The sequence below is a fragment of the Streptomyces sp. NPDC050504 genome (genome assembly GCF_044458065.1).
GTDB lineage: Bacteria > Actinomycetota > Actinomycetes > Streptomycetales > Streptomycetaceae > Streptomyces.
In genome coordinates this window covers 200,413-223,902 of sequence record NZ_JBITHO010000011.1, presented here as the reverse complement: position 1 = coordinate 223,902, position 23,490 = coordinate 200,413, and the positions used below count along the sequence as shown (strand labels likewise).

The 23,490-nt window shown below is 71.2% G+C and carries 25 protein-coding genes and 1 pseudogene; 10 read left to right on the top strand and 16 right to left on the bottom strand.

The features are described from left to right. Window positions 1-154 precede the first annotated feature (154 nt). Window positions 155-1,297 (top strand): twin-arginine translocation signal domain-containing protein, encoded by a 1,143-nt coding sequence (locus ACIBNE_RS34385; protein ID WP_399278701.1) that lies wholly within the window; start codon window positions 155-157, stop codon window positions 1,295-1,297. 266 nt (window positions 1,298-1,563) lie between these two features. Here the strand turns inward: ACIBNE_RS34385 and ACIBNE_RS34380 are convergent, their stop codons facing one another. Together ACIBNE_RS34380 and ACIBNE_RS34375 are read right to left on the bottom strand one after the other, a co-directional pair. Continuing rightward, window positions 1,564-4,221 (bottom strand): Helicase associated domain protein, encoded by a 2,658-nt coding sequence (locus ACIBNE_RS34380; protein WP_399278933.1) that lies wholly within the window; start codon window positions 4,219-4,221, stop codon window positions 1,564-1,566. Window positions 4,222-4,282: 61 nt separating this feature from the next. Next, window positions 4,283-4,742 (bottom strand): annotated as a pseudogene (locus ACIBNE_RS34375) (GntR family transcriptional regulator). 3 nt (window positions 4,743-4,745) lie between these two features. Here ACIBNE_RS34375 and ACIBNE_RS34370 point away from each other — a divergent pair. Further along, window positions 4,746-5,153, top strand: a complete 408-nt coding sequence (locus ACIBNE_RS34370) for an NUDIX hydrolase (protein WP_399278931.1) — start codon at window positions 4,746-4,748, stop codon at window positions 5,151-5,153. A gap of 104 nt (window positions 5,154-5,257) precedes the next feature. Here the strand turns inward: ACIBNE_RS34370 and ACIBNE_RS34365 are convergent, their stop codons facing one another. Further along, complete coding sequence (locus ACIBNE_RS34365; protein WP_399278699.1) at window positions 5,258-5,695, bottom strand: ATP-binding protein; 438 nt, start codon at window positions 5,693-5,695, stop codon at window positions 5,258-5,260. Between the two features lie 162 nt (window positions 5,696-5,857). Further along, complete coding sequence (locus ACIBNE_RS34360; protein ID WP_399278697.1) at window positions 5,858-6,598, bottom strand: GntR family transcriptional regulator; 741 nt, start codon at window positions 6,596-6,598, stop codon at window positions 5,858-5,860. 80 nt (window positions 6,599-6,678) lie between these two features. Here ACIBNE_RS34360 and ACIBNE_RS34355 point away from each other — a divergent pair, with 80 nt between their 5' ends. After that, window positions 6,679-7,764, top strand: coding sequence for a DUF1152 domain-containing protein (locus ACIBNE_RS34355; RefSeq protein ID WP_399278695.1), 1,086 nt, complete (start codon window positions 6,679-6,681; stop codon window positions 7,762-7,764). A 136-nt stretch (window positions 7,765-7,900) separates the two neighbouring features. On the opposite strand, the gene ACIBNE_RS34350 is transcribed toward ACIBNE_RS34355, so the two are convergent. Beyond that, complete coding sequence (locus ACIBNE_RS34350; protein ID WP_399278693.1) at window positions 7,901-8,620, bottom strand: DUF5677 domain-containing protein; 720 nt, start codon at window positions 8,618-8,620, stop codon at window positions 7,901-7,903. A gap of 308 nt (window positions 8,621-8,928) precedes the next feature. Between ACIBNE_RS34350 and ACIBNE_RS34345 the strand changes: the two genes are divergently transcribed. Next, window positions 8,929-9,384, top strand: coding sequence for a nuclear transport factor 2 family protein (locus ACIBNE_RS34345; RefSeq protein ID WP_399278691.1), 456 nt, complete (start codon window positions 8,929-8,931; stop codon window positions 9,382-9,384). 298 nt (window positions 9,385-9,682) lie between these two features. Here ACIBNE_RS34345 and ACIBNE_RS34340 read toward each other — a convergent pair whose 3' ends face one another. Beyond that, window positions 9,683-10,399 carry a class I SAM-dependent methyltransferase gene (locus ACIBNE_RS34340; RefSeq protein ID WP_399278689.1) on the bottom strand — a complete coding sequence of 239 codons (717 nt, stop codon included), beginning with the start codon at window positions 10,397-10,399 and terminating at the stop codon, window positions 9,683-9,685. A gap of 224 nt (window positions 10,400-10,623) precedes the next feature. On the opposite strand from ACIBNE_RS34340, the gene ACIBNE_RS34335 reads away from it, so the two are divergent. Beyond that, window positions 10,624-10,980: a hypothetical protein gene (locus tag ACIBNE_RS34335; protein WP_399278686.1), complete on the top strand. Its 357-nt coding sequence runs from the start codon at window positions 10,624-10,626 to the stop codon at window positions 10,978-10,980. Window positions 10,981-11,072: 92 nt separating this feature from the next. On the opposite strand, the gene ACIBNE_RS34330 is transcribed toward ACIBNE_RS34335, so the two are convergent. Together ACIBNE_RS34330 and ACIBNE_RS34325 are read right to left on the bottom strand one after the other, a co-directional pair. Then, window positions 11,073-11,780 (bottom strand): DinB family protein, encoded by a 708-nt coding sequence (locus ACIBNE_RS34330; protein WP_399278683.1) that lies wholly within the window; start codon window positions 11,778-11,780, stop codon window positions 11,073-11,075. 119 nt (window positions 11,781-11,899) lie between these two features. Beyond that, on the bottom strand, window positions 11,900-12,667 hold the full coding sequence (locus ACIBNE_RS34325) for an NAD(P)-binding domain-containing protein (protein WP_399278681.1): 768 nt from the start codon (window positions 12,665-12,667) through the stop codon (window positions 11,900-11,902). Window positions 12,668-12,799: 132 nt separating this feature from the next. Here ACIBNE_RS34325 and ACIBNE_RS34320 point away from each other — a divergent pair, with 132 nt between their 5' ends. After that, window positions 12,800-13,561 carry a DNA alkylation repair protein gene (locus ACIBNE_RS34320; protein ID WP_399278679.1) on the top strand — a complete coding sequence of 254 codons (762 nt, stop codon included), beginning with the start codon at window positions 12,800-12,802 and terminating at the stop codon, window positions 13,559-13,561. A 40-nt stretch (window positions 13,562-13,601) separates the two neighbouring features. Here ACIBNE_RS34320 and ACIBNE_RS34315 read toward each other — a convergent pair whose 3' ends face one another. Together ACIBNE_RS34315 and ACIBNE_RS34310 are read right to left on the bottom strand one after the other, a co-directional pair. Further along, a complete protein-coding gene (locus ACIBNE_RS34315) occupies window positions 13,602-13,808 on the bottom strand; it encodes a hypothetical protein (protein ID WP_399278677.1) in 207 nt (68 codons plus the stop codon). A gap of 31 nt (window positions 13,809-13,839) precedes the next feature. Continuing rightward, the gene (locus ACIBNE_RS34310; RefSeq protein ID WP_399278675.1) at window positions 13,840-14,517 is read right to left on the bottom strand and encodes a hypothetical protein; all 678 of its coding nucleotides are present in this window, start codon (window positions 14,515-14,517) and stop codon (window positions 13,840-13,842) included. A 221-nt stretch (window positions 14,518-14,738) separates the two neighbouring features. Between ACIBNE_RS34310 and ACIBNE_RS34305 the strand changes: the two genes are divergently transcribed. Then, on the top strand, window positions 14,739-15,044 hold the full coding sequence (locus tag ACIBNE_RS34305; RefSeq protein ID WP_399278673.1) for a hypothetical protein: 306 nt from the start codon (window positions 14,739-14,741) through the stop codon (window positions 15,042-15,044). 394 nt (window positions 15,045-15,438) lie between these two features. Here the strand turns inward: ACIBNE_RS34305 and ACIBNE_RS34300 are convergent, their stop codons facing one another. The 3 genes from ACIBNE_RS34300 to ACIBNE_RS34290 form a co-directional block, all read right to left on the bottom strand. After that, window positions 15,439-15,846 (bottom strand): rodlin, encoded by a 408-nt coding sequence (locus ACIBNE_RS34300; protein ID WP_399278671.1) that lies wholly within the window; start codon window positions 15,844-15,846, stop codon window positions 15,439-15,441. Between the two features lie 165 nt (window positions 15,847-16,011). Then, on the bottom strand, window positions 16,012-17,073 hold the full coding sequence (locus ACIBNE_RS34295; protein ID WP_399278669.1) for an LCP family protein: 1,062 nt from the start codon (window positions 17,071-17,073) through the stop codon (window positions 16,012-16,014). 224 nt (window positions 17,074-17,297) lie between these two features. Then, entirely contained in the window at window positions 17,298-17,705 is a 408-nt protein-coding gene (locus ACIBNE_RS34290; RefSeq protein ID WP_399278667.1) for a rodlin, read from the bottom strand. A 253-nt stretch (window positions 17,706-17,958) separates the two neighbouring features. Here ACIBNE_RS34290 and ACIBNE_RS34285 point away from each other — a divergent pair, with 253 nt between their 5' ends. After that, the gene (locus tag ACIBNE_RS34285) at window positions 17,959-18,354 is read left to right on the top strand and encodes a rodlin (protein ID WP_399278929.1); all 396 of its coding nucleotides are present in this window, start codon (window positions 17,959-17,961) and stop codon (window positions 18,352-18,354) included. Window positions 18,355-18,492: 138 nt separating this feature from the next. Here ACIBNE_RS34285 and ACIBNE_RS34280 read toward each other — a convergent pair whose 3' ends face one another. After that, window positions 18,493-19,599 (bottom strand): hypothetical protein, encoded by a 1,107-nt coding sequence (locus ACIBNE_RS34280; protein WP_399278665.1) that lies wholly within the window; start codon window positions 19,597-19,599, stop codon window positions 18,493-18,495. A gap of 203 nt (window positions 19,600-19,802) precedes the next feature. Here ACIBNE_RS34280 and ACIBNE_RS34275 point away from each other — a divergent pair, with 203 nt between their 5' ends. Both ACIBNE_RS34275 and ACIBNE_RS34270 read left to right on the top strand, forming a co-directional pair. After that, entirely contained in the window at window positions 19,803-20,036 is a 234-nt protein-coding gene (locus ACIBNE_RS34275; RefSeq protein ID WP_399278663.1) for a chaplin, read from the top strand. Between the two features lie 273 nt (window positions 20,037-20,309). Further along, complete coding sequence (locus ACIBNE_RS34270; RefSeq protein ID WP_399278661.1) at window positions 20,310-21,545, top strand: glycoside hydrolase family 26 protein; 1,236 nt, start codon at window positions 20,310-20,312, stop codon at window positions 21,543-21,545. A 38-nt stretch (window positions 21,546-21,583) separates the two neighbouring features. On the opposite strand, the gene ACIBNE_RS34265 is transcribed toward ACIBNE_RS34270, so the two are convergent. Together ACIBNE_RS34265 and ACIBNE_RS34260 are read right to left on the bottom strand one after the other, a co-directional pair. Continuing rightward, window positions 21,584-22,756: a GNAT family N-acetyltransferase gene (locus ACIBNE_RS34265; protein ID WP_399278659.1), complete on the bottom strand. Its 1,173-nt coding sequence runs from the start codon at window positions 22,754-22,756 to the stop codon at window positions 21,584-21,586. Continuing rightward, a complete protein-coding gene (locus ACIBNE_RS34260) occupies window positions 22,753-23,487 on the bottom strand; it encodes a lipopolysaccharide biosynthesis protein (RefSeq protein ID WP_399278657.1) in 735 nt (244 codons plus the stop codon). Before ACIBNE_RS34260 ends, ACIBNE_RS34265 begins: the two co-directional genes overlap by 4 nt. Window positions 23,488-23,490 lie beyond the last annotated feature (3 nt).

Below are 23,490 nucleotides of genomic sequence, written 5' to 3'. Positions count from 1 at the left end.
CCGCGCGCTCCACCGCGTCCCAGGCCCTTTCGTCACACGCGAGCGCCTTTCCGCGCGCCGCCACACACCCCGAAACACATCCGTACTCGCTTCACCTCCTGTTCCGACGTTCAGCGGGAAATCCGCCCACTGAATGAAGATCGAAAGGCAGAAAATGACCACTCGCAGAGGCTTCCTCGGTGGCGCAGGCGCGGTCGGCGCCGCGACCCTCCTCGGTGCGGTCCCGTCCACCGCGAACGCCGCCGAGCCCGCGGCGGCGGACACGGCGAGCCTGCAGCTCCAGGCGCGCAACGCGATGCGCGCCGTCAACAGCGGCATGCGCTCGAACTACGCCGTGCTGAAGTCGGACCTGATCAAGCAGCTGAACCCGGTCATCGTCGTGCAGAACGACGCCAAGGGCGGCAGGTTCACCCTCGTGCACAACGGCACGCAGGTCTCGGAGAACCCGGTCTCCGAGATGTTCGAGCTGGCGAAGTCCATCGCCCACGTCCCGCTCGGCGTCTTCTCGGTCATCGCGCCCTACCTGAGCGACCAGGTCCCGAACCTCCCGAACGCCGCCCGCATAGACCCGCACGACCTGGACATGGTCGCGTTCAAGTCCCCGACCTCGCTGGACTGGATCGCCCCGCTCACCAAGTTCTCGACCACCCTCACCACCGCCCGCGTGCAGCTCAGCTACGCGAACCTGCCCGCGGCGCTGGCGACCTCCTGCGGCGCGATCATCGACGCCGCGAACAAGTTCATCAACGACTCGATCCGGCTGCGCTCCTTCGACATGAAGTCCTTCGAGGACTTCTCGGGCAGCGTGTACCCCCACATCCGCACGAACATGACGCACGCCGCCAACGCGCAGATCGCCGGTGTCCTGGACGTCATGAAGCGCTGGCGCACCAAGGTCGGCGAGGAGGCGTGGAAGGACCTCTACACCGTCGTCCTCTCGCAGTGGACGACCTCCGAGCTGAACCAGAACTCGATCATCATCAAGCCGTGCATGAACCCGGCCAAGGTGAACACCCACCTGATCGACCTGGCCACCGTCGAGCCCCCGGCCGACCCCATCTTCGTCGCGCTGGACAACCTGGCCCGCATCGTCCAGGACAACATCGCCGCCGAGATGGTCTTCCCCGTGGACCAGAAGGTCGCCGACGCCCTCAAGGGCAAGGAGGACCTGCTCTCCGACGAGATCCTGAAGCAGATCGGCGGCACCGCGACCACCGCGAGCACCGCGTCCCTTGCGACCGGCGCGGCGGCGGGCGGGGACGCCTGCCCCTTCCACCAGAAGACGGCCCAGGCGTAAGGCACGGAGGCGTATGGCACGGTGCGTGCGCCACCGGCCGTACGCCGCAAGGACCGGCTTCCCCGCCCGGAGCGGCACGCGCCGCCGCCCCCGGGCGGGGAAAGCCCTCAGAGCCTCAGACCCTGACGACGGACCCCGACGACAGATCACGTCGACAGGTCCCGGCACCAAGGTCCCGACACCGGGTCCCGGCACCGAGGTCCCGCACCGGGTCCCGACACCAAGGTCCCGCACCGGGCCCCGACACCGGGCCCCGACGACAGGCCCTACCCCCACCACATCCCGATCGCGTCGAGCAGCCGCCGCCGCTCCTCGGTCAGCGCCCCGGCCCGCGAGCGCTGGTTGGCGACCCACGTCCCGGTCGCGTACGACGCGTCACCGACCGCCTCGACGTGCTTGCGCGGCACGCGCAGGTCGCCCTCGCGCTCGAAGTACTGCCGGGCGGCACCGTAGTTCGCCGCCCACCGCTCGGCATGGCCCACCCGCCCGCCGCTCCGCCCGCCGCCCCGCCCGCCGCCCCGCGCGTCGCCGTCCGCCGCGGGCTCCACGCCCAGCAGTTCGAGCAGCATCCGCTGCGGCGCGGTCAACGGCTCCCGGCCGGCCTCCTGATCCCGTACCCACGCGCCCAAGTCCTCGCCCTGCACGACGAGTTCACCCGGCTCGCGCGGCACCGCGCCACCGGCCCGCACGTGCACCCTGAGCAGGGTCAGACAGCGCTGCCAGCCCACCGGCCACACCGGACACCAGCCCGGATCGACCTCGTCGAGCAGCCACTGCCGCTGCTCCGACAGCTCGCCCCCGCGCGCCTCGGGCAGCCCCTCGGCACGCCGCCGCACGTTGTCCCTGGCCCGCCGGGCCGCGGCCCGCTGGTTGCGCAGCCACGTACCGACGGGCCGCCCCTCCCACACCGCGTCGACCGGCGCGAGCAGATGCCCGCCGTGTGCCGCGGCCCAGGCCCGCGCGACCGCCAGGTTCTCCTCCCAGGACGTGTCGAGGTGCGACCAGACCATGCCCAGAGCGGCCAACTGCCGTACCCGCGCGGCCCCCAGGGTGCCCTGGGCGTAGCCGTGGCGCGCCCCGGCGATCCAGTGGCCGAGCCGGAACCCGCCGGGGGAGCGGTAGGCGTACGGCACCCGCAGGTCGCCGCGTTCGCGCGCGTACGCGGCCGCCGCCTCGTACCCCCGCCGCCACAGCACCCGCTCGGGCGCGATCACCCGCAGTTCCATGAACCGCGCGAGCCGAGCCGGGTCCACAGGGGCGGAGAACCGCAGGATCTCCCCGGCCCACGCCTCCAGCGCGGCCGGCCCCGCCCCGCTCTCCGGCCCAGCCCCGCCTCCCGGCCCAGCCCCGCTTCCCGGCCCCGCGCCGAAGGCGCCCGCGCGCTCTCCGGCCCTTCCCGACTCGCCAGCCTCTCCCGGCAGGGGCTGGGCGAGCCGCACGTCGTGGGCCCGCAGCGCGATCAGCAGCTTCGCGAGGCCGTTGTACGCGGGCGAGGTGAGCATCGCGTCCCGGGGCTCGCCCGCCCGGTGGAAGATCGGTACGACCAGCGAAGCGACCTTCCCCTCGCCGGGCCCGATCCGCAGCGCCCGCCCCACCGCTTGGACGAGGTCCGGCATGGACCCGCGCACGTCCGCGAAGAACACCCCGTCGCACGCCCGCGAGTCGATCCCCTCGCCCAGCACCTTCACCGAAGCGAGCACCGCCCGCTCGACCGGCGCCCCGCCGCGCTCGAACTCCGCCAGCACCCGCCGCCTGTGCTCGGTCGGATGCTCCCCGTACAGCCACCGCGCCCACACGCCACCGGGCTTCGGGTACCGCGCCCGGTCGGCGGACCACAGCGCGGCCGCCACGTCCGGCAGCCCCTCCGCGAACGCCCGCGCCTCGGCCACCCGCTGGTGGAACGAGAGCACCCGCGTCAGCCCCCGGTCGGCCGCGGCCTTCAACACGGCGGTCTGCAACGCGGCGACCCGAGCGCCCCGCACCGCGGCCAACGACGCGCCCCCATCGCCCCCGTCATCCCCCTCATCCCCGTCCTCCCCCTCATCCCCTTCGTCCTCGACCTGAACGTCGACGCAGACGACCTGATAAGGAGCCACGACCCCGCGATCGATGGCCTCCGAGAGGGACAACTCGTACGCCACCGAGCCGTACGGCCCATCGGGATCGTCGGCCATGGAAGCAACGAGCCCCCCACCGGATCCAGCCCCCGAGCCACCAAGGCCAACCTCCAGAGGCCCCCCAAGACCCCCCAGGCTCCCCAGGCCCCCCACATCACCCACGCCCCCTACATCCCCCACATCCCCGAGGTCGAGCAACTCCTGCTCGACCCCGTCCCCGGCCCGCTCCCGCAACCGCGCGCGCCGCTGCTCCCCGCTGGTGTCGGGCGCGTCCCACAGCCGGGGAGTGGCGGTCATGTACAACCGGCGCTCGGCCGGTACGCGGTCGTCGTCGTGGACGACGGCCCACGGCTTCCCGGCCCGCCCGGAGGTCCGGTGCGCCTCGTCCACGACGACCAGGTCCCAGGGCGCGAGCCCGTACGACAGGTGCGCGCGCTCCAGCACGCCGAGCCCGAGCGAGGCGTACGTGCCGAACACGGTGACCCGCCGCAACCCCTCGGTCCACGCCGCGAGCTCGGCCGGCGCCGTAGTACTGGCGAAGCCGAACCCGTCACCCCGGATCGAACACACCCCGAACACCGGCCCGCCCCGCCCACCGGCCCGCCACGCGTCCACGGTCTGGGCCAGCAGGTCCAACGAGGGCACGAGCACCAACACCCGCCCGGCCCGCAGTTTCGCGGCGGCCTTCACGGCGACGAGCGTCTTGCCCGCCCCGGTGGCCATGACGACCTGACACCGGGACCCCCCACCCCCGAGCGCCCGCACGACGGCATCAACGGCCTCCACCTGATGCCCCCGAAGACCCACCACGAAAAACTCCTCCACGACCGCCACACCACTCCGCCGAGACGCTACAACGCCCCACCGCTCACGTTGCCGGTAGCTGATACGCCAACACGTACGCGTCGCCCGCCATCACGGTGTCGCAGACCTCGACGGCCCGTCCTCCGGTGTCGAAGGCGGTGCGGACGAGACAGATCACGGGCACGCCGGAAGCGAGGTGCAGCGCCTTGACCTCGGCGGGCGAGGGCATCCGGGCCCGGATCTCCTCCTCGAAGTGGTCGAGGCGGCGGACGAAGACGCCCTTGTCGTGCTCGGCGTGGACCGGGCCCTCGGCCTGGAGGATGGAGAAAGAGTCGCGGACGGTCGTCTGGGAAACACCGTAGTAGTCGACGATTTCGGCTTCCGAAGGGAAGCTTCTCGCCCTTGCGGAGCTGGTCGGCGATCTGCCTGAAGACTGCGCGGCCGCTCATGAGGGCGAGATCGCCGAGGAGGATATTCGTGGGAGTTCGAGAGGGCCGAGCACCGTGAGCAGCGAGCGCCCGCATTCGGTGAGCGTGGCCGGGGTCGTCGTGGACGAGTCGGGCCGGGCTCTGCTGATCCAACGCCGCGACAACGGCCACTGGGAGCCGCCGGGCGGTGTCCTCGAACGCGAGGAGACCATCCCCGAAGGACTGCAACGGGAAGTCCTCGAAGAAACCGGCATCAAGATCGCGCTTCCCGCGACGCTGACCGGCGTCTACAAGAACATGACGGGCCTGATCGTCTCGCTGGTCTTCCGCTGCGAGGCCGCCGACGGCACACCCACCACGGGGAGCGAGACCCGCGCACTGCGTTGGGCCACCCGCGAAGAGGTGTCCGCACTGGCCGACGAGGCGTACGCGATCCGTGTCCTGGACGCGCTCGACGCAGCATCCCCACCGGCGGTCCGCGCCCATGACGGCGTGAAACTCGTCTAGCCCGAACTCGCTGCACATGGTGGCCTACCAGCACAGCGAAGGTCTGGGGGCTCAGCTCCCCAGCATTCCCGGAGGAGGTGCGCTGGAAGGGCTTCGTGGGCGGGTCAGGCCGGCCACGCGTCGGCGACCACGAACGAGACGACCGTTCCGCCGAAGTCGCTGGGGCCGGAGCACCAGGAATCGGCGATGGAGTCGACCAGGAGCAGCCCCCTGCCGTGGGCGTCATCCGCCTCCGGGTGCCGTAGCCGTACGCCTGCCGGGAAGCCCGGGTTGTGCACGTCGACACGGAGCGAGCTTCCCTCGCGGTACCACTCGACCCGCACCACCCACGGTTCGTCCGACCTCCCGTAGCGGATGGCATTGGTCACCAACTCGGAGATCAGCAGCACGCAGTCATCGACCGAGCAGTCCGGGCCGTACGGAGCGATGAACCTCCGGAACCAACGCCGGGCCCTCGGTACGGACTCCGGCTCCGGATGCAGGGTCATCGCTCCGAGCCGTGGCGACCCCTCACAGGGGTACCGATCAATTGTGTAAGCCATCCGCGCTCACTCCTCACCGCTGCCGTCGCGGTCCGGGCGACGCCGCTTCACCGTGACGCGATCACCGCCGCCCCCAAGTGGCATTAGCCACTTACTGGATGGTGGCATTAGCCACTTTGGAGGCGCAAGCGGTTCGCCGTAAACGACGGGCAGGGGCAGTGGTCAGGTCAGCGGATAGCCCTGCTCGAACGCCCAACGGTGAGGCGGGTAGGTGGCTTCCGCGAACTCCAGCGGCCGGTCCTGAAGGTCGAAGACGACGTGGTGGACGACGAGGACCGCGGATTCCGGCGTCAATCGCAGGTCGGCCGCCTCCTCGTCCGTGGCTGTCCGGGCGCACACGCGGTCCTCGGCATAGCTGCCTTGACGACCCGTCATCCGCTCGACGTACATGAGCGTGCCCTCCTGAATCCGGTCGGAGCTCAGGAGCCTGGGCGCACGCTGCCCGACGTCTGCCGCGAACCAGGAAACGGACAGGTTGATCGGGCCGTCCTGGTTGTTCGTCACCCGCCGACGGTGCACGGCCCGACGGTCCTTCACGAGCCCGAGGGCCTCGGCGACGTGATCCGGCGCCTCCAGCCACCCGGCCGAGGTGATCACCGCATACTCGCCGGGCGCGTAGATCTTCCCGGTCTGCCGGGCACGCCCGTACAACTCGCGTGCACGTCGGTTCACTTCCAGGCCGCGCACGTACGTCCCCGAACCTTGGCGCTTCTCGACCAGGCCCTGACGGCTCAGCGCCTCCAACGACCGCGCCGCCGTGGGCCGGGACACGTTCCAGTCCGCGGCGAGCTGCCGTTCCGAGGGCACCTCGTCACCGGGCCGCAGGTCGCCCCGGAGGATCTGGTCACGAATGTAGTGAGCGATCTGAAGATACTTCGGCTGGGCCTCTTCGATCTGCGGCATGTCCCCTCCTCGATCAAGTGGCTAGGGCCACTGGCCACTATAGGGTGAGCGGCCAATCCCCAGGCCCGTAGCCTGAGCGCATGACGCGGTTGATCGTGGCAGCGGGAGGCGGGGGCGACGCGGTCGCCGCCGCCCTGCTTTACACCGCTCTCTACGACGACGAACACCAGGCCGTGATCCTCACCTACTCCTGGGACCGACTGCTGATCGACCCGCTCCCGGGACCACGAGGAGCCGACGCCTTCACAGGACTCGAACGCATCACCCAGTCCGTTGGCGCGGTGACCGCCAAGACCCGGCCGGTCTCCCCGGCGGGCTCCACCCTCCCTCGGCTCGCGGCAGAACTTCCGCACACACTGGCGCTGCTGGATCCGTACCGGGGCGCCGAGGGCATCACCCGCCAGCTCGAAGAGTTGGTCTCCTGTTTGGCACCGGTATCGATCGACCTGCTCGACGTCGGCGGCGACATCCTCGCCCGAGGTGACGAGCCCACCCTCAAGAGCCCGCTCGCCGACGCCCTCACTCTTGCCGCCTGCGGTCGGCTCGACGCTCCGGTCCGACTCCTGATCGCGGGACCGGGATTGGACGGCGAAATCCCTCCCGCCGACCTGCGCCCCCTCTTCGGCAGCCTCGTCCACACCTTCACACCCCAGGACGTGAAAACGATCGACAGCATTCTGGAGTGGCACCCCTCAGAGGTCACCGCCATGCTCGCCGCGACAGCGCGAGGAACACGCGGCACCTGCGAGGTACGCGACACCGGCCTGCCCGTACCCCTCACCGACGAAGGCCCCACGCTCCACGAAGTCGACCTGGAACGCGCGTTGAACCACAACGCCCTGGCGCGCGCCATCATGCCGACCTCCACCCTGGACGAGGCCGAGGCATACAGCCGCAAGATCTGCGGCTTCTCAGAAATCGACTACGAGCGCGACAAGGCGCTACGACGCAAGCACCCCCAACCCACAGAGCTGGACCCGGCCCTGATCCTGTCCCGGTACGACCGGTTCGCGGCCGAGGCACGGGCGCGCGGAGCCACCCACACAACGCTCCGCCGCATCGCGGAAACCCTGCCCCTCGACGGCTCACAGCTCGACGAACTTCGCCAACTCCTTGTTAGTGACCGTCCGGAGCGGGGTACGGCGCCGTTGTGGCAGGTCGCATGACAGGAGAGGGCGGATCTCAGGCTTTCAGGGAAACGGATAATTCCTGACACCTTGAGCACTGACCTGGCACATCACCCTCGAACCCACTATGGGAATAAGCTCACTACCCCGACAGGTGTTTAGCCCTTCTGGAGTACTAGCTGACTGGCGGTAGCATCGGGTGTAGCCCCACTTTCTTGGCCACCGAGCGCAGGAACTGCTTGCGCGGCTTCCCGCTGACCATTTCGTCGAATGCGTGCCCCGCCCAAACGAGGCACATAGCGACAGTCGCCTCCACCACCGAAGTACCCACCCTCGGCTCTGAGCGGAGGCTAGGCGGCTCGGTCGTCGGCTCAATGAAGGCAAAGGCACCGGATGTACTCGGGTGTGCGTAGCCACAAAGGTGGCGGTAGACCGAGTACAACTCCCGCTTAGGATCGATCGCGTCACACTGCGCCTGAAACTTACGGAAGATCTCACTCTCGTCGGTCTTCTCGACCGCCACCTTCTTGATCGCGTCGGTGAGGTCCTGCGGCAGTCGGAAGGCCTTCTCCAGGTCCGTCAGAGCGGCTCGGTTCGCCCGGTCGCCCTCGGCCAGTACACCGAGTGCGCCGGCGTCGCCCTTCTGAGAGAGCCAATGAAGGCTGATGGTGGTCTCGAACATAGTCCGGAGCAGAATCAGCGCTTCATGGGCATATCCACGATCGACGAGAAGAAGTGCGGACTCGGCCAGGCGATGTACCTCGGCGCACCATCCGTGCCCGATCAGAACCGACCGATACTTGGGCTGCTTTGCCTTGATCGCCCCCGCCGCTCGATAGTTGGCGATCATCTTCTCGGCAGCCTCACGGTACTGCTGCGGGGTGACCTTGCTCATGCGCTTTTCCCATCTTCATAGGAATTACACGCTACTTGATTGAAGTCCGGTCGGTTCGCGAATTCCCAAATAGCGGCCACGGCGAGGACGCTGCCTCATGGGAGTCGAAGGGAGCCGTCCGTGGTAGGCGTTGGCCGACGGCCGTGGGCACCGACGGCCGTGGGCACCGACGGCCGTGGGCACCGGCGGCCGTGGGCACCGGCGGACAGGCGTGCCGCCGGGCCGGGCCGACGGCGGTCCCGTACGTACCCGGCGCATTACCTCGCGGGTAATCGACCCGCCCCCGGCCCCCTGACAGGCTGGGCTCCATGAACGCCACCCCCGCCACCCCCGCCGCCACGAAGTCCATCACCCCCACCACCGCCGACGTCACCCGCGCCACCGTTCAGAAGTTCCTTGACCTGCGCATCGCTGGTGACACCGCAGGGCTTGCCGCGCTCTTCTCCGACGAGGTCGACTGGCTGCTCGCCGAGAACCCCGGCGTTCCCTGGATCCGGCCCCGTACCACCGCCGCCGAGTGCGCGGCGCAGGCCGACGAGTTGGGGGCGCACACCGTGCCCGAGGACGCCCGGGTGTCCCTGGACACCTTTCTCGTGGACGGTCACGACGCGGTTCTGATGGGTCACCTCTCGGGGACCGTACGCGCGACCGGCAAGTCGTTCGAGGGGCCGTTCGCGCTGCGCCTCACCGTCGAGGACGGTCGCATCGTCCGCCACCACCTCTACGAGAACAGCCTCTCGATCGCCGAGGCCTGCCGGTCCTGAGCAGGGCGTGCCGACCTCGGGCCGTGGTGCGCCGGTCCCCGGGCCGGGCATGCCGCCCCTCCGGCCACGGTGCGCGTGCTCTGAGCCGGGTGCGCCGCCCCTCCGGCCACGGTGCGCAGGCCCCCAGGCCATCGAGCGCGGGCCCCGGGCCGAGGCGCACCGGTCCCGGGCCGGGGCACACCGGTTCCGGGCCGATGCACACCGTTCCCGGGCCGGGGCGTACCGCCCCGGTCCACGGTGCGCCGCCCCCGCGCCGAGGCACCCCGGCCCCGAGGATCCCCGGCCCCGAGGATCCCCCTCACCCCACCGCCGGCTTGCGCGCGATTATCTGGATCCCCGTCGAACCGTTCCCGTTCCCGTTCATCGTCGCCACCGCGACCGTACGCGTGTCGACGGTCTCGAACCCCGCGAGCAGCGCGGCCAGCCACTCCCGCGCGTGGTGCCGGCACACCGCGCCGTCCCCCGTCTCGAACACCCCGTAGCTGCTGCCGGATTCGCCGTAGTGCTCGGCGTGGCTGCGGTACCGCTCGCGGTTGCGCGCGTCCTCCTGCAACAGCAGGTCGCTCACGTACAGCAGCCCGCCCGGACGCAACACCCGCTCCAGCTCGGCGACCAGGAGCCGCTGCGCCGCGTCCCCGGGCACGCAGGTCAGCACCGCGAACAGCAGGACGGCGTCGAAGGAGGCGTCCGGGTACGGCGAGCGGGGCGGCGCGTCCAGGGCCTCGAAGCGCAGACCGGGGTGCAGCCCCCGCGCCCGCTCGACCATCCCGGGCGAGACGTCGACGCCGGTCAGGTCGTCGAAGCCGAGCCGCTGGAGCTCGCCCATGGTGCGCCCGTACCCGCACCCGTAGTCGAGGACGGCCGCGCGCCTGTCGACCGCGTCGAGCCACGGCAGGTGGAGCGGATGCGTGAACGTCTTCGTGGTGGCGGCGTCCCAATAGGGGACCTGACGGTCGAGGTCGGTCGGCACGGCGGACGCTCCCTGGTGGTGGCGGGTCGAGCGGGGTCCGGTCATGCTGCCACGCCCGCCGCGAGTACCACTCGGAGGGCGGCTGAGTACGCCTCGGTACGGAGATGAGTACGCGCCCCCACGCCCCGCGCCGCCCCCGGGGCGAGGATCGGAGGAACCCGGAACGGCCGCCCGGGAAGGACGACCGCGCGGCCCCCCGCCCCGCACGGCCCCCTGCCCCGCAGGGCCCCGCCCCGCACGGGCGACCGACGGAAGGAAGGCAGCCGCTCATGAACCCCCGTACGTACGCGACCCTCTACGGCCCGTGGCGGCCCGCGCCGCCCCCGCGCCGCACGGGCACCGTGCTGCTGTCGTTCGTGGTGTGGTCGCTCGCCCTGGGGCTGTTGGGCCTCTTCACGGCCTGCGTCGGGCTGCTCGCGCTGCTGTTCGTGGAGTCGGGGAACGCGACGGACCGGCTCCTGTGGGGCTGGGCGCTGACCGTTGCGGCGGTGGGGGCATCGGCGGCCGCCACCGCGTACGTACCGGCCGTCCGCCGGATGACCAGCCCGAGCACCACGCTGGTCCTGGGCGTCGTAACGCTGCTCGCGTCCGTGATCGCGGTGGGCTGCTGCCTGGCCCAGCTCTGAGCGCCCGCCAGGCCGCAGCCGCAGCCGCCGCACTCAGTACTCAGCTCCGCACCCGCACCCGCACCCGCACCCGCACCCGCACCCGCAGGCTCTCAGCCCCGCACCCGCCACAAGTCGCGCAGCAGCGCGATCTCCGCCATGTGGTGGATGAGTTCGATGTTGTCGCCCCACAGCACGGCGACGAACGGGTCGTCGGGGTCCGAGCCGTACGGGTACTGCGAGAAGCCGACCGTGTCCAACTGCTCGTCCGTGACGCTCGCGACGCTCTCGCGCCAGAGGTCCAGCGTCGCCCAGAAGCGCTCCAGCGCCAGACCGGCGGAGGGCGTGAAGTCGACGAGTTGGTACGGGTCCTGCCGCCGCCCGCCGAAGGTCCACTCCCACCGTCCCGCGAAGGTGGAGTGCAGGTGCCCGAGGCGCCACGCGATGGTGGTGATCGGGGTTTCGTCGGGCTCGGGCTCCCCGGTGTGGGCGAGCACCTGCTCGACCCGCTCGACGCCCACGCTCCAGTCCTCGGCGATCTTCTCGACCGTCATGCCGCTCGCGGCCTGCCGCGCGACCTCGGCGTACTCGTTCGCCGGGATGTCGGGTGCGCCCTTGTCGATCACCCACTCACCGGGCCCGTACGCCCGGGGCGTCACCGCGTCGCCCCGCCGCCGGATCGACCAGGAACCGGGCGCGGGCTCCCACAGGTACTCCTCGTCGCCGAGCCCGGTCAGCCGAACCTGAGCCATCTCCCTGGCCATGTCGAACTGGTCGAGCAACAGACCCAGCCGATCGGTCCGTACGCCTCCGGTGCCCATGCCGTGCTCCCCTCGCCGGGACGCCCGGTGCGCCCCGGCGGAAGGTAACGGACCACCGGGGGAGAAGCGACCGAATTCCACGTACCGCTTCCTCCCCCGCTCCCCCTCCCCGCTACCCGCTACCCGTTCAGATCGTCGAGGAGCCCGTCGAGCGCCTTGCCCAGCGCCGCGGAGTTGTCCGCGTCGAACCAGGTCGTCCGGATGCGCTCGTTGCTGCCCCCCGGGGTCTCGTGGTCGGCGGCGAGCTGGTGCAGCGCGCGGGTCCCGTCGCCCAGGGTGCGCCCGACGCCCTGGAAGAGCCCCCGTACGTACCGGTCGGCGTCACCGGCGTCGATGCCCTGGTCCGCGGCCCACGAGGTGAGCGCGGTGAGGTACGCGTAGTGCGTGGTCAACGTGCCCGTCAGCGCGGACAGCACGTTGAACGCGGCCTCGTCCGCGACGGGCAGCGCCCCGCCCGTCCGCTCGAAGAGGGCGTCCACCTCGGGGTGGGAGGGGAAGGTCACCGTGACGGAGCGGCGCTCGCGTACGGCGGGCAGCGGGATGGCCCGTACCAGCGCGGCACCGGTGTCCAGCGTCCCGCGCAGCTCGTCGTTGCCGACCCCGGCCATCACGTTGACGACCACCTTGTCGTCGCCCACCCGCACGCCCGCCAGCGCCTCGTGCCGGTCCTGCCTCCGTACGGCGACGAACACCAGGTCGGAGCGGTCCGCCACCTCCTGGTTGTCGGCGCACACCCGTACGCTCGCGTAACGCGCGGCCAACTCGGCTGCCGTACGCGCCCCCCGGGGCGAGAGGAACACCTCAGGCGCCTCCTCGACCCCCTCGCACAGCCCCACCACGACGGCCCTGCCGATCTCGCCCACCCCGATGATGCCGATGCGCTTCACTTCGTCTCCCTCCCCGTCTCTCCCCGATCAGTGCGCCGATCGTGCCCCACGCGCCCCGCGTCCGCGATGCCGGATCCGCGCCCGCCACGGCCATAGGCTGCGATTTCCCCGCGCAACGGACAGGAGACCGCCATGGCCGCACCGAAGCAACCGAAGCCGAAGCAACCGAAGCAACCGGAGCAACCAAAGCAACCGGAGAAGCAAGAGAAGGCGGGCGCCGAACCGGCCGTGCCCACGGTCGACGAGGTACTGGCCGAGCTGGCCGAGCTCGACGACCCGAAGGCCCGCGCGGTCAACGCCGGGCACGGTGACGACCACGGCGTGAACCTCGGCGCGCTGCGCGCCCTCGCGAAGCGGCTCAAGACGCGGCCCGACCTGGCGCGCGTGCTCTGGGAGACGGGCGACACGGCCGCGCGCCTGCTGTCGCTCCTGATCTGCCGCCCGAAGGCGTTCTCGCGCGAGGAGCTGGACGTCATGCTGCGCGGGGCGCGTACACCCAAGGTCCACGACTGGCTCGTCAACTACGTGGTGAAGAAGAGCCCGTACGCCGATGAGCTGCGCGTCGCCTGGCTCGCCGACCCGGACCCGGTGGTCGCGAGCGCGGGCTGGGCGCTGACCACCGAACGCGTCGCGAAGGAGCCCGAAGGACTCGACCTCGCGGGGCTGCTCGACGTCGTCGAGGCGCGCATGAAGGACGCCCCGGACCGGTTGCAGTGGGCGATGAACCACTGCCTGGCCCGGATCGGGATCGAGCACCCCGAGCACCGCGCCCGTGCGATCGGCATCGGCGAGCGCCTGGGAGTGTTCGAGGACTACCCGACGCCCCGGGGCTGCACGTCCCCGTACGCGCCGGTCTGGATTGCGGAGATGGTGCGTCGGCAGCGGCAGGCGTAGCGGTACGGACCCGCACCGCCCCGTACCGCGTGGGGCGCCGTCACCTGCCGGGCCACGGGGCGCGGTTGGTGAGCGCGGTCCACTCCTCGTCGTACCGGCCGGGCACGAGCCGCCCCGCCGCTTCCCACTGCTGCACGAGCTGGGTGTAGATGGGCTCCCGTTCGGCGTGGAGAACCGATTCGTCTCCCCGGCGGGGAGCGCTGCTGACAGGGATGAGCCGTATGGTCGTCGTGGTCGTCGTGGTCACGCAGGGCTCAACGCGGTCTGGGCCGTCCGGGTTACCGCCGCGGACCGCCCGGGACCGGCGGGGCGAAACGGTCCCTCAGGAGGTCGAGCGGCCGGTCCAGGCCGCCGAGCTCCCGCGCCCCGTCGACCGCCCCGGCCAGACTCAGCTCCGCCGCCAGGGCACGGGCCGCGGTCCGCAGGACGCTGGCGACGCCGAGCACGTAGAGGTCGGACTCAGCGGCGCGGGGCTGCCCGCCGCGCGGCGCCGCGCGGTTGTACGCCGTGGCCAGCTGCCCGACCGCCGCGCGGAGCAGCGCGGCCCCCGCGTGCAGCCCGCCCGGCCCGCCCTGCTCACCCGGCCCGCCCGGCTGACCTGGCTCACCTGAGTGCGGCCCGCCCGGCCTTTCGGGGCCCGGCGGCCGACGCGCCTCGGCGGTGAGCTCCGCGACGGCGGCGGCGAGCTGCGCCCCCGCCTTGCCGACGGCCAGCGACGTGCGGTGCGCTGCGGCGGCCCGCGTCAGCAGCCTCTGGTGCTCGACCGACAGCAGCCGGCACGCGGTCAGAAGGGCGTCGACGGCGGTCCCCAGGTGGTTGCCCTCATCGGCGCCGCACCGACTGGGCGTGAAGTCCGGCGTGAAGTCCGGCACGGAGCCTGGCGTGAAGTCCGGCACGGAGCCCGGCACTGAGCCCGGCACGGAGTTGACTACGGAGCCCGGCACGAAGTCGCGCACGAACACCTCCTGACTCGACCCGTCGCGCCGCTCGCCGACCGCCCGGCACACGGCTGCGCCTTTCGAGTAACGGCCCCTTGAGCAGGGAGGACACGGGCCCGTCGGCAAGGACGCGCGGAGGATGTCACTCGCACACCGCGACCGCCAACCGTTGGGGTGAACTTCGGGCGTGCGGGGCGCCGTCCACATGCCCGCACGGGTCGCGCGGTCGTTTCCCTGGCATGACGGACTTCCAGGAGGACCTCCCGCGGTCGCCGCACATCCTGCGGCCTGAGCTGTACTGGCAGGATCCTCCCGCGCTCGGCCCCGACCCCTGCCCCCGGTGCGCCGACCTGCGCAGGTCGGAAGGGCTCGCAGAGCTGGCCAACGCCGTACGAGAGGCGAGAAGGAACGGTTCTGTACGCGGCTGGCCGGAACTTCCCCTGGCCCTGCGGGGAAGCGACGAGCGGGTGCTCCGCACGCTGGCCGCCGCCGCGGTGCTCGTGGCGCTCGCGGTCGCCGCGAGACACGCGGTGAGGCCCGAGTGAGGCCTGAGTGAGGCCCGAGTGAGGCTCCCCTCCCCGTAGCCGTTCCGCGCCGCCGTCCGGAGCGCACCACGCTCCGGACGGCCAGAGGATTTCGGCGGGGAACTCCCGGCGCAACGAAAAACGGGGTGTTCGTAAAACCAATCGGTTTCACGAACACCCCGTCGGGCGCCACCGTGCCGGGAGCGGTGTCTCTCACAGCGCTGAGCGCTGACGGCTGGCCAAGAGAGCGGCTCCGGAACCGGCTCACGAATTCATTGGACCGTGCGCGGCGGCCGAGGGAGTGGGAGGTTCACCCGTTCACCGAACAGTTCACGGGTTCGGTGTCGGCCACCGCACGGGCCGGGAAGCGCAGGCCCGCAGGGGCGAGCGTGAGCCGGTGCCAGGCGTACGGCTGTCAGTGGTTGCCGGCGCCGTTCCCGGACAGGACCGGGATGTCCTCCAGGATGTGCGACAGCGGCTCGTCGCCCTTGGCCTGGGTCGAGTTCTCGACGCACTGCTGGTTCTGCGGGGCCGACAGGACGGGGATGTCCTGGACGGAGACCGGCACGACGCCGACGAGCGAACCCAGGTTGGCCTTGGCCGGCAGGCCGATGCAGGGCTTGTTGAAGGAGCCCTGGATGAGCGCCATCTGGGGGCTCATGTTGCCGTTGGTGGTCGAGTTGCCGTAGGACTGCACGGCGCCGTTGCCGCTCAGGGACGTGGTGCCGCCGTCGTCACCGATGGCGAGGGCCTGGGGGGCGGCGATCGCCGAGGCGCCCACGATGGACGCGGCCATGGCCGTGGTGGCCAGCAGCTTCTTCATTGTGTGAATCCCTTTCGATATCGACACCGTGATCCGGAGCCGAGCCCCGCGAGTGGAGCCGTGTTGACCAACTCCCGCGGCGGGAGAAAGTTTCGTCAACCCATCCAGATGGGTTGCACATCCCTTGGCGTTCGTCTTTTAGTCGGACGTAATACCGGCTTGTGATCAACGGCAGTCGAGCGAAGAACCGGACACGGGTTTGTACGAATCGAGAATCGGGTGCCCGGGGTGCTGGGGCTCCGTCTTCTTCGGCAGCGGACGGTCCCGGCCCAGCTCGGCGAAGATCCGGGCCGCCGCCTCCTCGTCCCACTGCAGGGTCGACCCGGTGCCGTCCCGGTTGTCGTTGAACCCGCTGATCGGCACGATCGCGAACTCGACCTCGGACGGGGTGAGTCCGCGCAGCCGGTAGGCGAGGTCCACGATCTCCCCCGAGGCCAGGGCACGGCCCGCCGACTTCTTCGGCACCAGGACCGAGGCGAACGAGCTGACGCCCTTCTTGCCGAGCCGGTCGCGCAGCTCCTGCCCCAGGGCCAGGACGAAGCGCTGCTGGCGCTTGATGCGGCCGAGGTCGGCCGAGGCGTCGACGTGGCGCGAGCGGACGTACTGCAGGGCGCGCCCGCCGCTGAGGCGGTGCGCGCCCTTGGCCAGGTTCAGCGCGGTCACCGAGTCCTTGAGGGGCTTCGCGGTGCAGACGGGGACGCCGCCGATGCTGTTCACGCTGTCCATGAACCGGCGGAAGTCGACCTGGAGGACCCGGTCGACGCGCAGGCCGGTCATCAGCTCCACCGTCCGCGCGGAGAGGTCGGAGCCGCCCTCCGCGTACGCGCCGTTGATCTTCGAGGCGTGCTCGGGGTGGAGCTCCCCGGTGCGCTCGTCGCGGTGCTCGGGCAGCCGGGCGTAGGAGTCCCTGGGGAGGCCGACCACGCTGACCCGGTCCCCGCGCGCGGCGACGTGCACGAGCATCATGACGTCGGTGCAGTTGCAGGCGACGCCGCCGAGCCGGTACCGCTGCTTCTCCTGCCGGGTGATCGTGTCGCGCCCGTCCGTGCCCACGACCAGGAGGTTCAGGCCGTCCTTGGGGGTGGGCAGGCCGCTGAGGCCGCCGGCCGGGACCGCGCCGACGGCCAGCCCCAGCGCGAGCGCGCCCAGCAGGACGGTTCCCGACCGCCTTCGGAAACGGGTCCCGCCCGTCGGAGCGGTTTCACTCGCCGAACTGCGCAATACCACGACGCACCACCAGATCCACGGAATGAGAACGCGTGAACCATAAGGCGGCGAAACGGGCCGATCGGCGCCGGGACGAGGCGGCGCGCTGCAATCAGCCCGTTTGTATCAATCGGTTGTAGCAATAAAGGAATCCGGCGGGGACTTCCGGTGCCGTTCGCACGGCGGAGACGTCGGGTGGGTGACCACAGGACAGGGAAGGAGCCACCCACCCGGGGCGGCTCGGATCAGTGGTTGGCCACGCCGTTGCCGGAGAGCACCGGGATGTCGTTGAGGATGTGCGACAGCGGCTCGTCGCCCTTGGCCTGGGTCGAGTTCTCGACGCACTGCTGGTTCTGCGGGGCCGACAGGATCGGGATGTCCTGGACCGCGACCGGCACGACGCCGACGATGGAACCGGCGTTCAGCTTGGCCGGCAGACCCACGCAGGGCTTGTTCAGGGAGCCCTGGACGAGGCCCATCTGGGGGCTCATGTCACCGGTGATGGTGGTGTTGCCGAACTCCTGGACGGCGCCGTTGCCGCTCAGGGACGTGGTGCCGCCGTCGTCGGCGATCGCCATCGCCTGGGGCGCGGCCGCCATGGCGAGCCCGAGCACCGAAACCGAGGTGGCGGCGGCCTTCATGGTCTTGTTCATTTTCTCTTCCCTCTTCATCGATTCTGGCTCTTCCCGGGAGCTCGCTGACCAACGGGGTGGTGCGGCAGAGGTTTCGCACGCTCACCTCAATGGCTCAACCCCCGTGAACCGATGCGACGGCGTGAGCCGTACGGGTGGAGTCGGCTACCGATCGAGTGGTTGGGCGCAACGCGGGGAATGCGGCGGCGTTGACAGGGCGCACCGGTCGCGTCGCGTGATCGGCCGAGAAAGGGAATGAACTGTGAAGAAGACCATGAGGGTCGCCGCCACCTCCGTTTCGGTCCTCGGGCTGGCGATGGCCGCCGCGCCGCAGGCGCTGGCGATCACCGACGACGGCGGCACCACCTCCCTGAGTGGCAACGGCGCCGTCACGGAGTACGGCAACACCACGATCACCGGCAACCAGAGCCCCCAGCTGGGTGCGGTCCAGGGCTCGCTCAACAAGGCGTGCATCGGCCTGCCCGCGAAGGTCAACGCCGGTTCGATCGTCGGCCTCGTGCCGGTCGCGGTCCAGGACATCCCGATCCTGTCCGCCCCGCAGAACCAGCAGTGCACCGAGAACTCGACCCAGGCCAAGGGCGACGAGCCGCTCTCGCACCTGGTCAACGACATCCCGGTCCTCACCGGCAACGGTGTGCAGAACGGCTAGTCGTACCTCTTGGCTCTCGCGCCGGTGTTCCTCCTCCGAACACTGACGGCGCGGGAAACGGCCGGCGGGATCCTGGTGGCTGGACCCCGCCGGCCGTAGCTCGTCGATCACCGGGTACGTCGATCACCGGGTACGCGATCATCCGGTACGTCGATCACCCGGTACGAAGTACAGCGCGTACCGCCCCAGCCGCCCCTCCCACCGCTCGCCGCGGGTCCGCAGCTCGGCGGCCCAGCCGCTCGCGAGCAACCCCTCGCACACCGCGGGCAGTTCCCGCACCTCGACCGCGCAGGCCCGCGCCATCTCCCGCTCCCCGATGCGGAAACCGCCCCCCGGCTCCGCGTGGGCGGCCAGACAGAGCGCGGCCAGCCGCACCGAGGCGTTCTCGGGCCGCAGCCCCCGGAACGACTTCCCCTTCGTGGCCCACCCCGAGATCCGCGCCCGGTCCTTCTCCTCCAGCGGGAACTCGCCGCGCAATTCCGCCGGACGGCTCACTCGGACGACCGCGGGATCGGCCGGGGGAGCGGTCAGCATTTCGGCCACGGAAAAGGCGGCCCAGCCGGAACTCAGACACTCCGTCAGGGCGGATCGCGGATTTTCCAGGCGCAATGCGTTCAGATCGCCAGCGCAGAAGGCGGTGACGCCGGTGCGGGCCATGCGAAGCACCAGGAAAAGCGCGAAGAGTCGGGCATCGGGCGAGACGTCGGGAAAAATGTCGGCGAGTTGGAAGAAAACCCGCCGGGCGAAAACGCCCTGACGGCGGGTGAGAATGCGCGGAGCGGTGTCGGCGGAGCCGGCGTTGCCGCTTTCGGCCGCCGGATCGCGCACCGGGCCGGTCGGGCCCGCCCGACCCGTCCGGGGGCGGGAGCTCGCGATGGCCTCGGCGCCCTCGTTGGCCGCGACGCAGGCGGAGCACGCCTCGATGGCCTCCCAGCCGTCGGGCGTGGAGAGGAGCGCCAGTTGTACGGGGCCGTGGCAGAGCAGGCTCAGCTCGTGGTGGCGGCAGCTCTGGGCGCGGCACCGGCAGAAGGCCCCGGCGCTCGGGGCGCCGGCCGCGCGCGCGTGGGCCAGCAGATGGGCGCCGGCCCACTCCTTGGGGGTGCCGCACGGAATGGGGGTCTCGATTTCACAGCCCGTCAGTGCGCAGTGCACCTCGACGGAATCGTGGACGGAGCTGGACGAGGGGGCGGTGTGGACTTCCCACATTCGGCCCGGCGGACGCCAGAGCAGAGTGTCCGAGTGCATTGAATCCCCATCCTGAAAAATTCAGTGGCGCGCACGAGATCGTAGTCCATTTGGCCTCGACGGCCCTAACGGCATTCGGGTGAATAAGGCACCCATTCGCCCCGTGATGGTTTCTCCGAGTTCGCTGCGTCGTTTGTCATGACGCAGCGGGAGCCAGCCACGAAATCCGTGAGTCGTCTCTCCTGCAGATCGGATCGTGTGCAATGAAGTGCAAGAAGGCTGCCGTCGTCGTCGCCGGACTCGTCATGGCTCTCGGTGCCGCCGCCCCGGCGATGGCCGACGCCGGCGCCGAGGGTGTCGCCCAGGGTTCGCCGGGCGTCCTGTCGGGCAACCTCGTGCAGGTCCCGGTCCACGTGCCGGTGAACGTCTGCGGCAACAGCGTCAACGTCATCGCGCTCCTCAACCCGGCGTTCGGCAACACCTGCTCGAACAGCTGACCCTCGGTCAGGAACGCGGGTTCCGCTCACCGCTGAGAGCCGGGAACCGTCAGGGATACACGGGACGGCCCCCGAAGCACACCGCTTCGGGGGCCGTTCCGTTGTTCGGGCGCCAATTCCCGTGCGTACGAATCGTGCTGAAAGTACGGCCATTCGAGGGATGAAAATCACTAACGGTCCATCAGAATTACTGAGCGGGTGGTCCGTCGGCCCCGTAGGAATACTTTCAAGAGGTGTCCCCTGTCGAAGAAGGCATCTCGCGAAGGAGCGGTCATGGCCGAGCGGAAGCAAAGACCTAGGCGCGCGTGGCTGGGGACGGCAGCGGCGAGCCTGCTGGTTTCCGGCTTCGTCCTCCCCCAGCCGTCCGTCGCCGCGGGGCTCGGCGACCCCTCCCCGCCGGGCCCGGTGGTGCGGGAGTCCGCCACGGCCGACGTGAACGGCCTCTCCGTCGGCAAGGAGACCTCCGTGGGGGAGGAGCCGGGCGAAGGGCCGGACACGGCCAACGGCGCCTACCTCGACTACGGCCCCCGGGGCGTCAAGCGCATGGCCGAGCTGGAGAAGTGGCTCGGCGGCGCGGAACTCAAGGTCGGACACACCTACCTGCCCGGGGACCTCTGGACGAACATCGAGGGCACGCCCGGCTTCCTGGAGGACTGGGCGGCCTGGCGCAAGGCCGACCCCGAGCGGATGTTCGTCCTCAACGTCCCCATGCTCGAACGCAACGAGGACGGCGTCCCCGACTTCCTCGTGCGGCGGTGGCTGCGCGACGGCGCCGCGGGCGACTACGACCACCACTTCAGGGCCCTCGCGCAGCGCCTGGTCGACCTCGGGGTGCCCGACACCGTCGTCGTCCTCGGCTGGGAGATGAACGGCACCACCTACACGCACCGCTGCGCGCCCGACCCCGAGGCGTGGAAGACGTACTGGAAGCGGATCGTCACCGCCATGCGCGCGGTCCCCGGCCAGAAGTTCAAGTTCGACTTCACCCCCAGCAGGGGCCGCGACGCCATCCCGTGGACGGAGTGCTACCCGGGCGACGACGTCGTGGACATCCTGGGCATGGACTCCTACGACCAGCCGCCCGACCGCAGCTTCGAGGAGCAGATCAGCGAGCCGTACGGGCTCCAGCACCACGTCGACTTCGCCGCCGCGCACGACAAGCCCATCTCGTTCCCCGAGTGGGGCCTGTTCCGGCAGGGCGACAACCCCGAGTACATGCGGGGCATGCTGAAGTGGATCGAGGAGCACAAGCCGCTCTACCAGACCATCTCCGACTACTGTCCGCACGGCGTCTGGCAGTGCGACGAGAACCCCGAGTCGTCCAAGGTGTTCCGCGCGATGCTCTCCAAGGAGCCCGAGCCGACGAAGCCGCCGGTCGAGCCCACGAAGCCGCCCGTGCAGCCCAACAGGCCGCCGAACTGCGTACCGCTGGAGCTCGGCTCCTGGGTCGAGTACTGGATGGGCGGCAAGCTGTGCCTGCGCTTCGACTGGTGGGACAAGTGGCGCTGACCCGCTGACCCGCCCGTCGGAGGCGGCCGCGCCGGCCCTCAGCCGGTGCGGCCGCCCCCGCGCAGTCCGCGCACCCACGCCCAGTCCCGGGCGGTGTCCGCGGCCCAGGCGCGGCCGCGGGCCCGCGCCACCAGCAGGGCCAGCAGCGGCGCCGTGCGCCGCCCGGCCAGCAGGATCCGCCGGTTGCCCACCGTCTCGGGGCACCAGTGGTCCTTGTACGGTTCCGTGCCGCGCAGCATGCTCAGCGTGGCGCTGCCCCCGGCGCCCGCCTCCCGCGCCCCGTGCCGCAGCAGCATCGTCGCCACGTCCAGCTTCATCGAGCGCAGCACCGGATCGGCCCCGTACAGGTAGCCGCCCGACAGTCGGGGCGACACCAGCGTCAGATCGGCGGCCACCACCCGACCGTCGAGGCTGAACTCCGTCACCCGCGCGTCGCCCCCCGCGACCATCGGCGCCACCGCGCGCCGCAGGTGGTCCGCGAACCGCGCGCTCAGGTGCTCCGCCGTCACGCCGCGCCCCTGCCACTGGCGCCTGTGCAGTTCCAGCAGCCGGTCCAGGGCCTGCGGCACCTCGGCCGCGCCCACGTCGCGGTGGACGACGCCCGCGGCGTCCAGCTTGCGCAGCTTGGCGCGGGTGCGCTGGGCCCGGGACGAGGGCAGCCGCTCCACCAGCCGTTCCATCGGTACGGCTGGCAGTTCGAGGCAGACCGAGTCGGGCAGCACCCGCGAAGGTCCGCGCCACACCTCCCGTACGCGCTCCAGCGCCGCGCCGGGCCGCACCTCGCGGAAGTCGACCACGGCGGATCCGGCGAGCCGGGCGAGTCCCGCCGCCAGGGCCTCGGCCGCGCCCGCGCACTCCTCGTCGAGCAGCACGTCGCAGAAGTCCGTGATGCCGCCGCCGAGCGGTGCCAGCACCATGCTGCCCGTCCGGTGCAGCGGCGCGGCCCCCACCAGCCGCCCCTCGTGCCGCACCAGCACCAACCGCAGCCGCCCGGCCGTTCCGTACGACCGCCACCACGAGTACAGCCAGGCGTGGTGCTGGAACGGAGTCGCCGTCGGCGAGGCGCGGCACAGCCGCTGCCACTCCTCGGCGAGCGCCCCGAACTCCGCGCCGTCCCGGCACACCGTCACCGTGCACGGCGACAGCGCCGCGCCCGTCGCCGCGCCCGTCGCTTCGTCCGCCGACGTGCCCGCCGTCACGGGCGCGCTCACACGGGCTCCTTCTGCGAGGACGCCTTCCGCACGGGGGCCTGCGCGGGCGCGGTCTGCGCCGGGGCCGACTGGGCCTGTACGGCACCTGCCTGTACGGCACCCGCCTGTGCGGGCCCCGGCACCGCCGCGTACGGCTCGTCGGGCTCGCGGCGGGGCCGCACCAGCAGCCCGAGCCCGCCCAGCAGCCCGCCCGCGCAGCCGCCGACCAGCACCGACACCGCGACGGACGGCGACACCGGCTCGGTGGGCTTCGTGGCTCGGGAGAAGTTGAGCACCTTCACGCCCGTACTGCCCTGGGTCAGCGAGCTGTTGGTGACCACCGCGCGCGCCACCGCGTCGGCCATCTCCACCGCGCGGCCCGGGTCCTCCGAGCGGGCCGTGAACGAGATCATCGGGGCGTCGGGCGACGTCGCCGCCTGGACTCCGGCGCGCAGCGTCGCCACCGGCACCCGCGCCGCGACCGCCGCGTCGCCCGTCACCGCCACGTCCATCGCGACCCGCCCGTACGCCTGCGCGAAGCCCAGCGCGGCCGACGCGTCCCCCTTCTCGGCGGGCACCACCACGACGTAGCTCGTCGCCGCGTACTGCGGCGCCTTCACCACCCCGTACACGAGCCCGGACAAGGACCCCAGCGCGATCGCCCCGGGCAGCAGCCACACCGCGCGCCGCGACCACGCCCGCGCGGCGCCGCCGGTCCTCCGGTGCTGCGTCGGTCCGGATTCCTGGTTCATCCA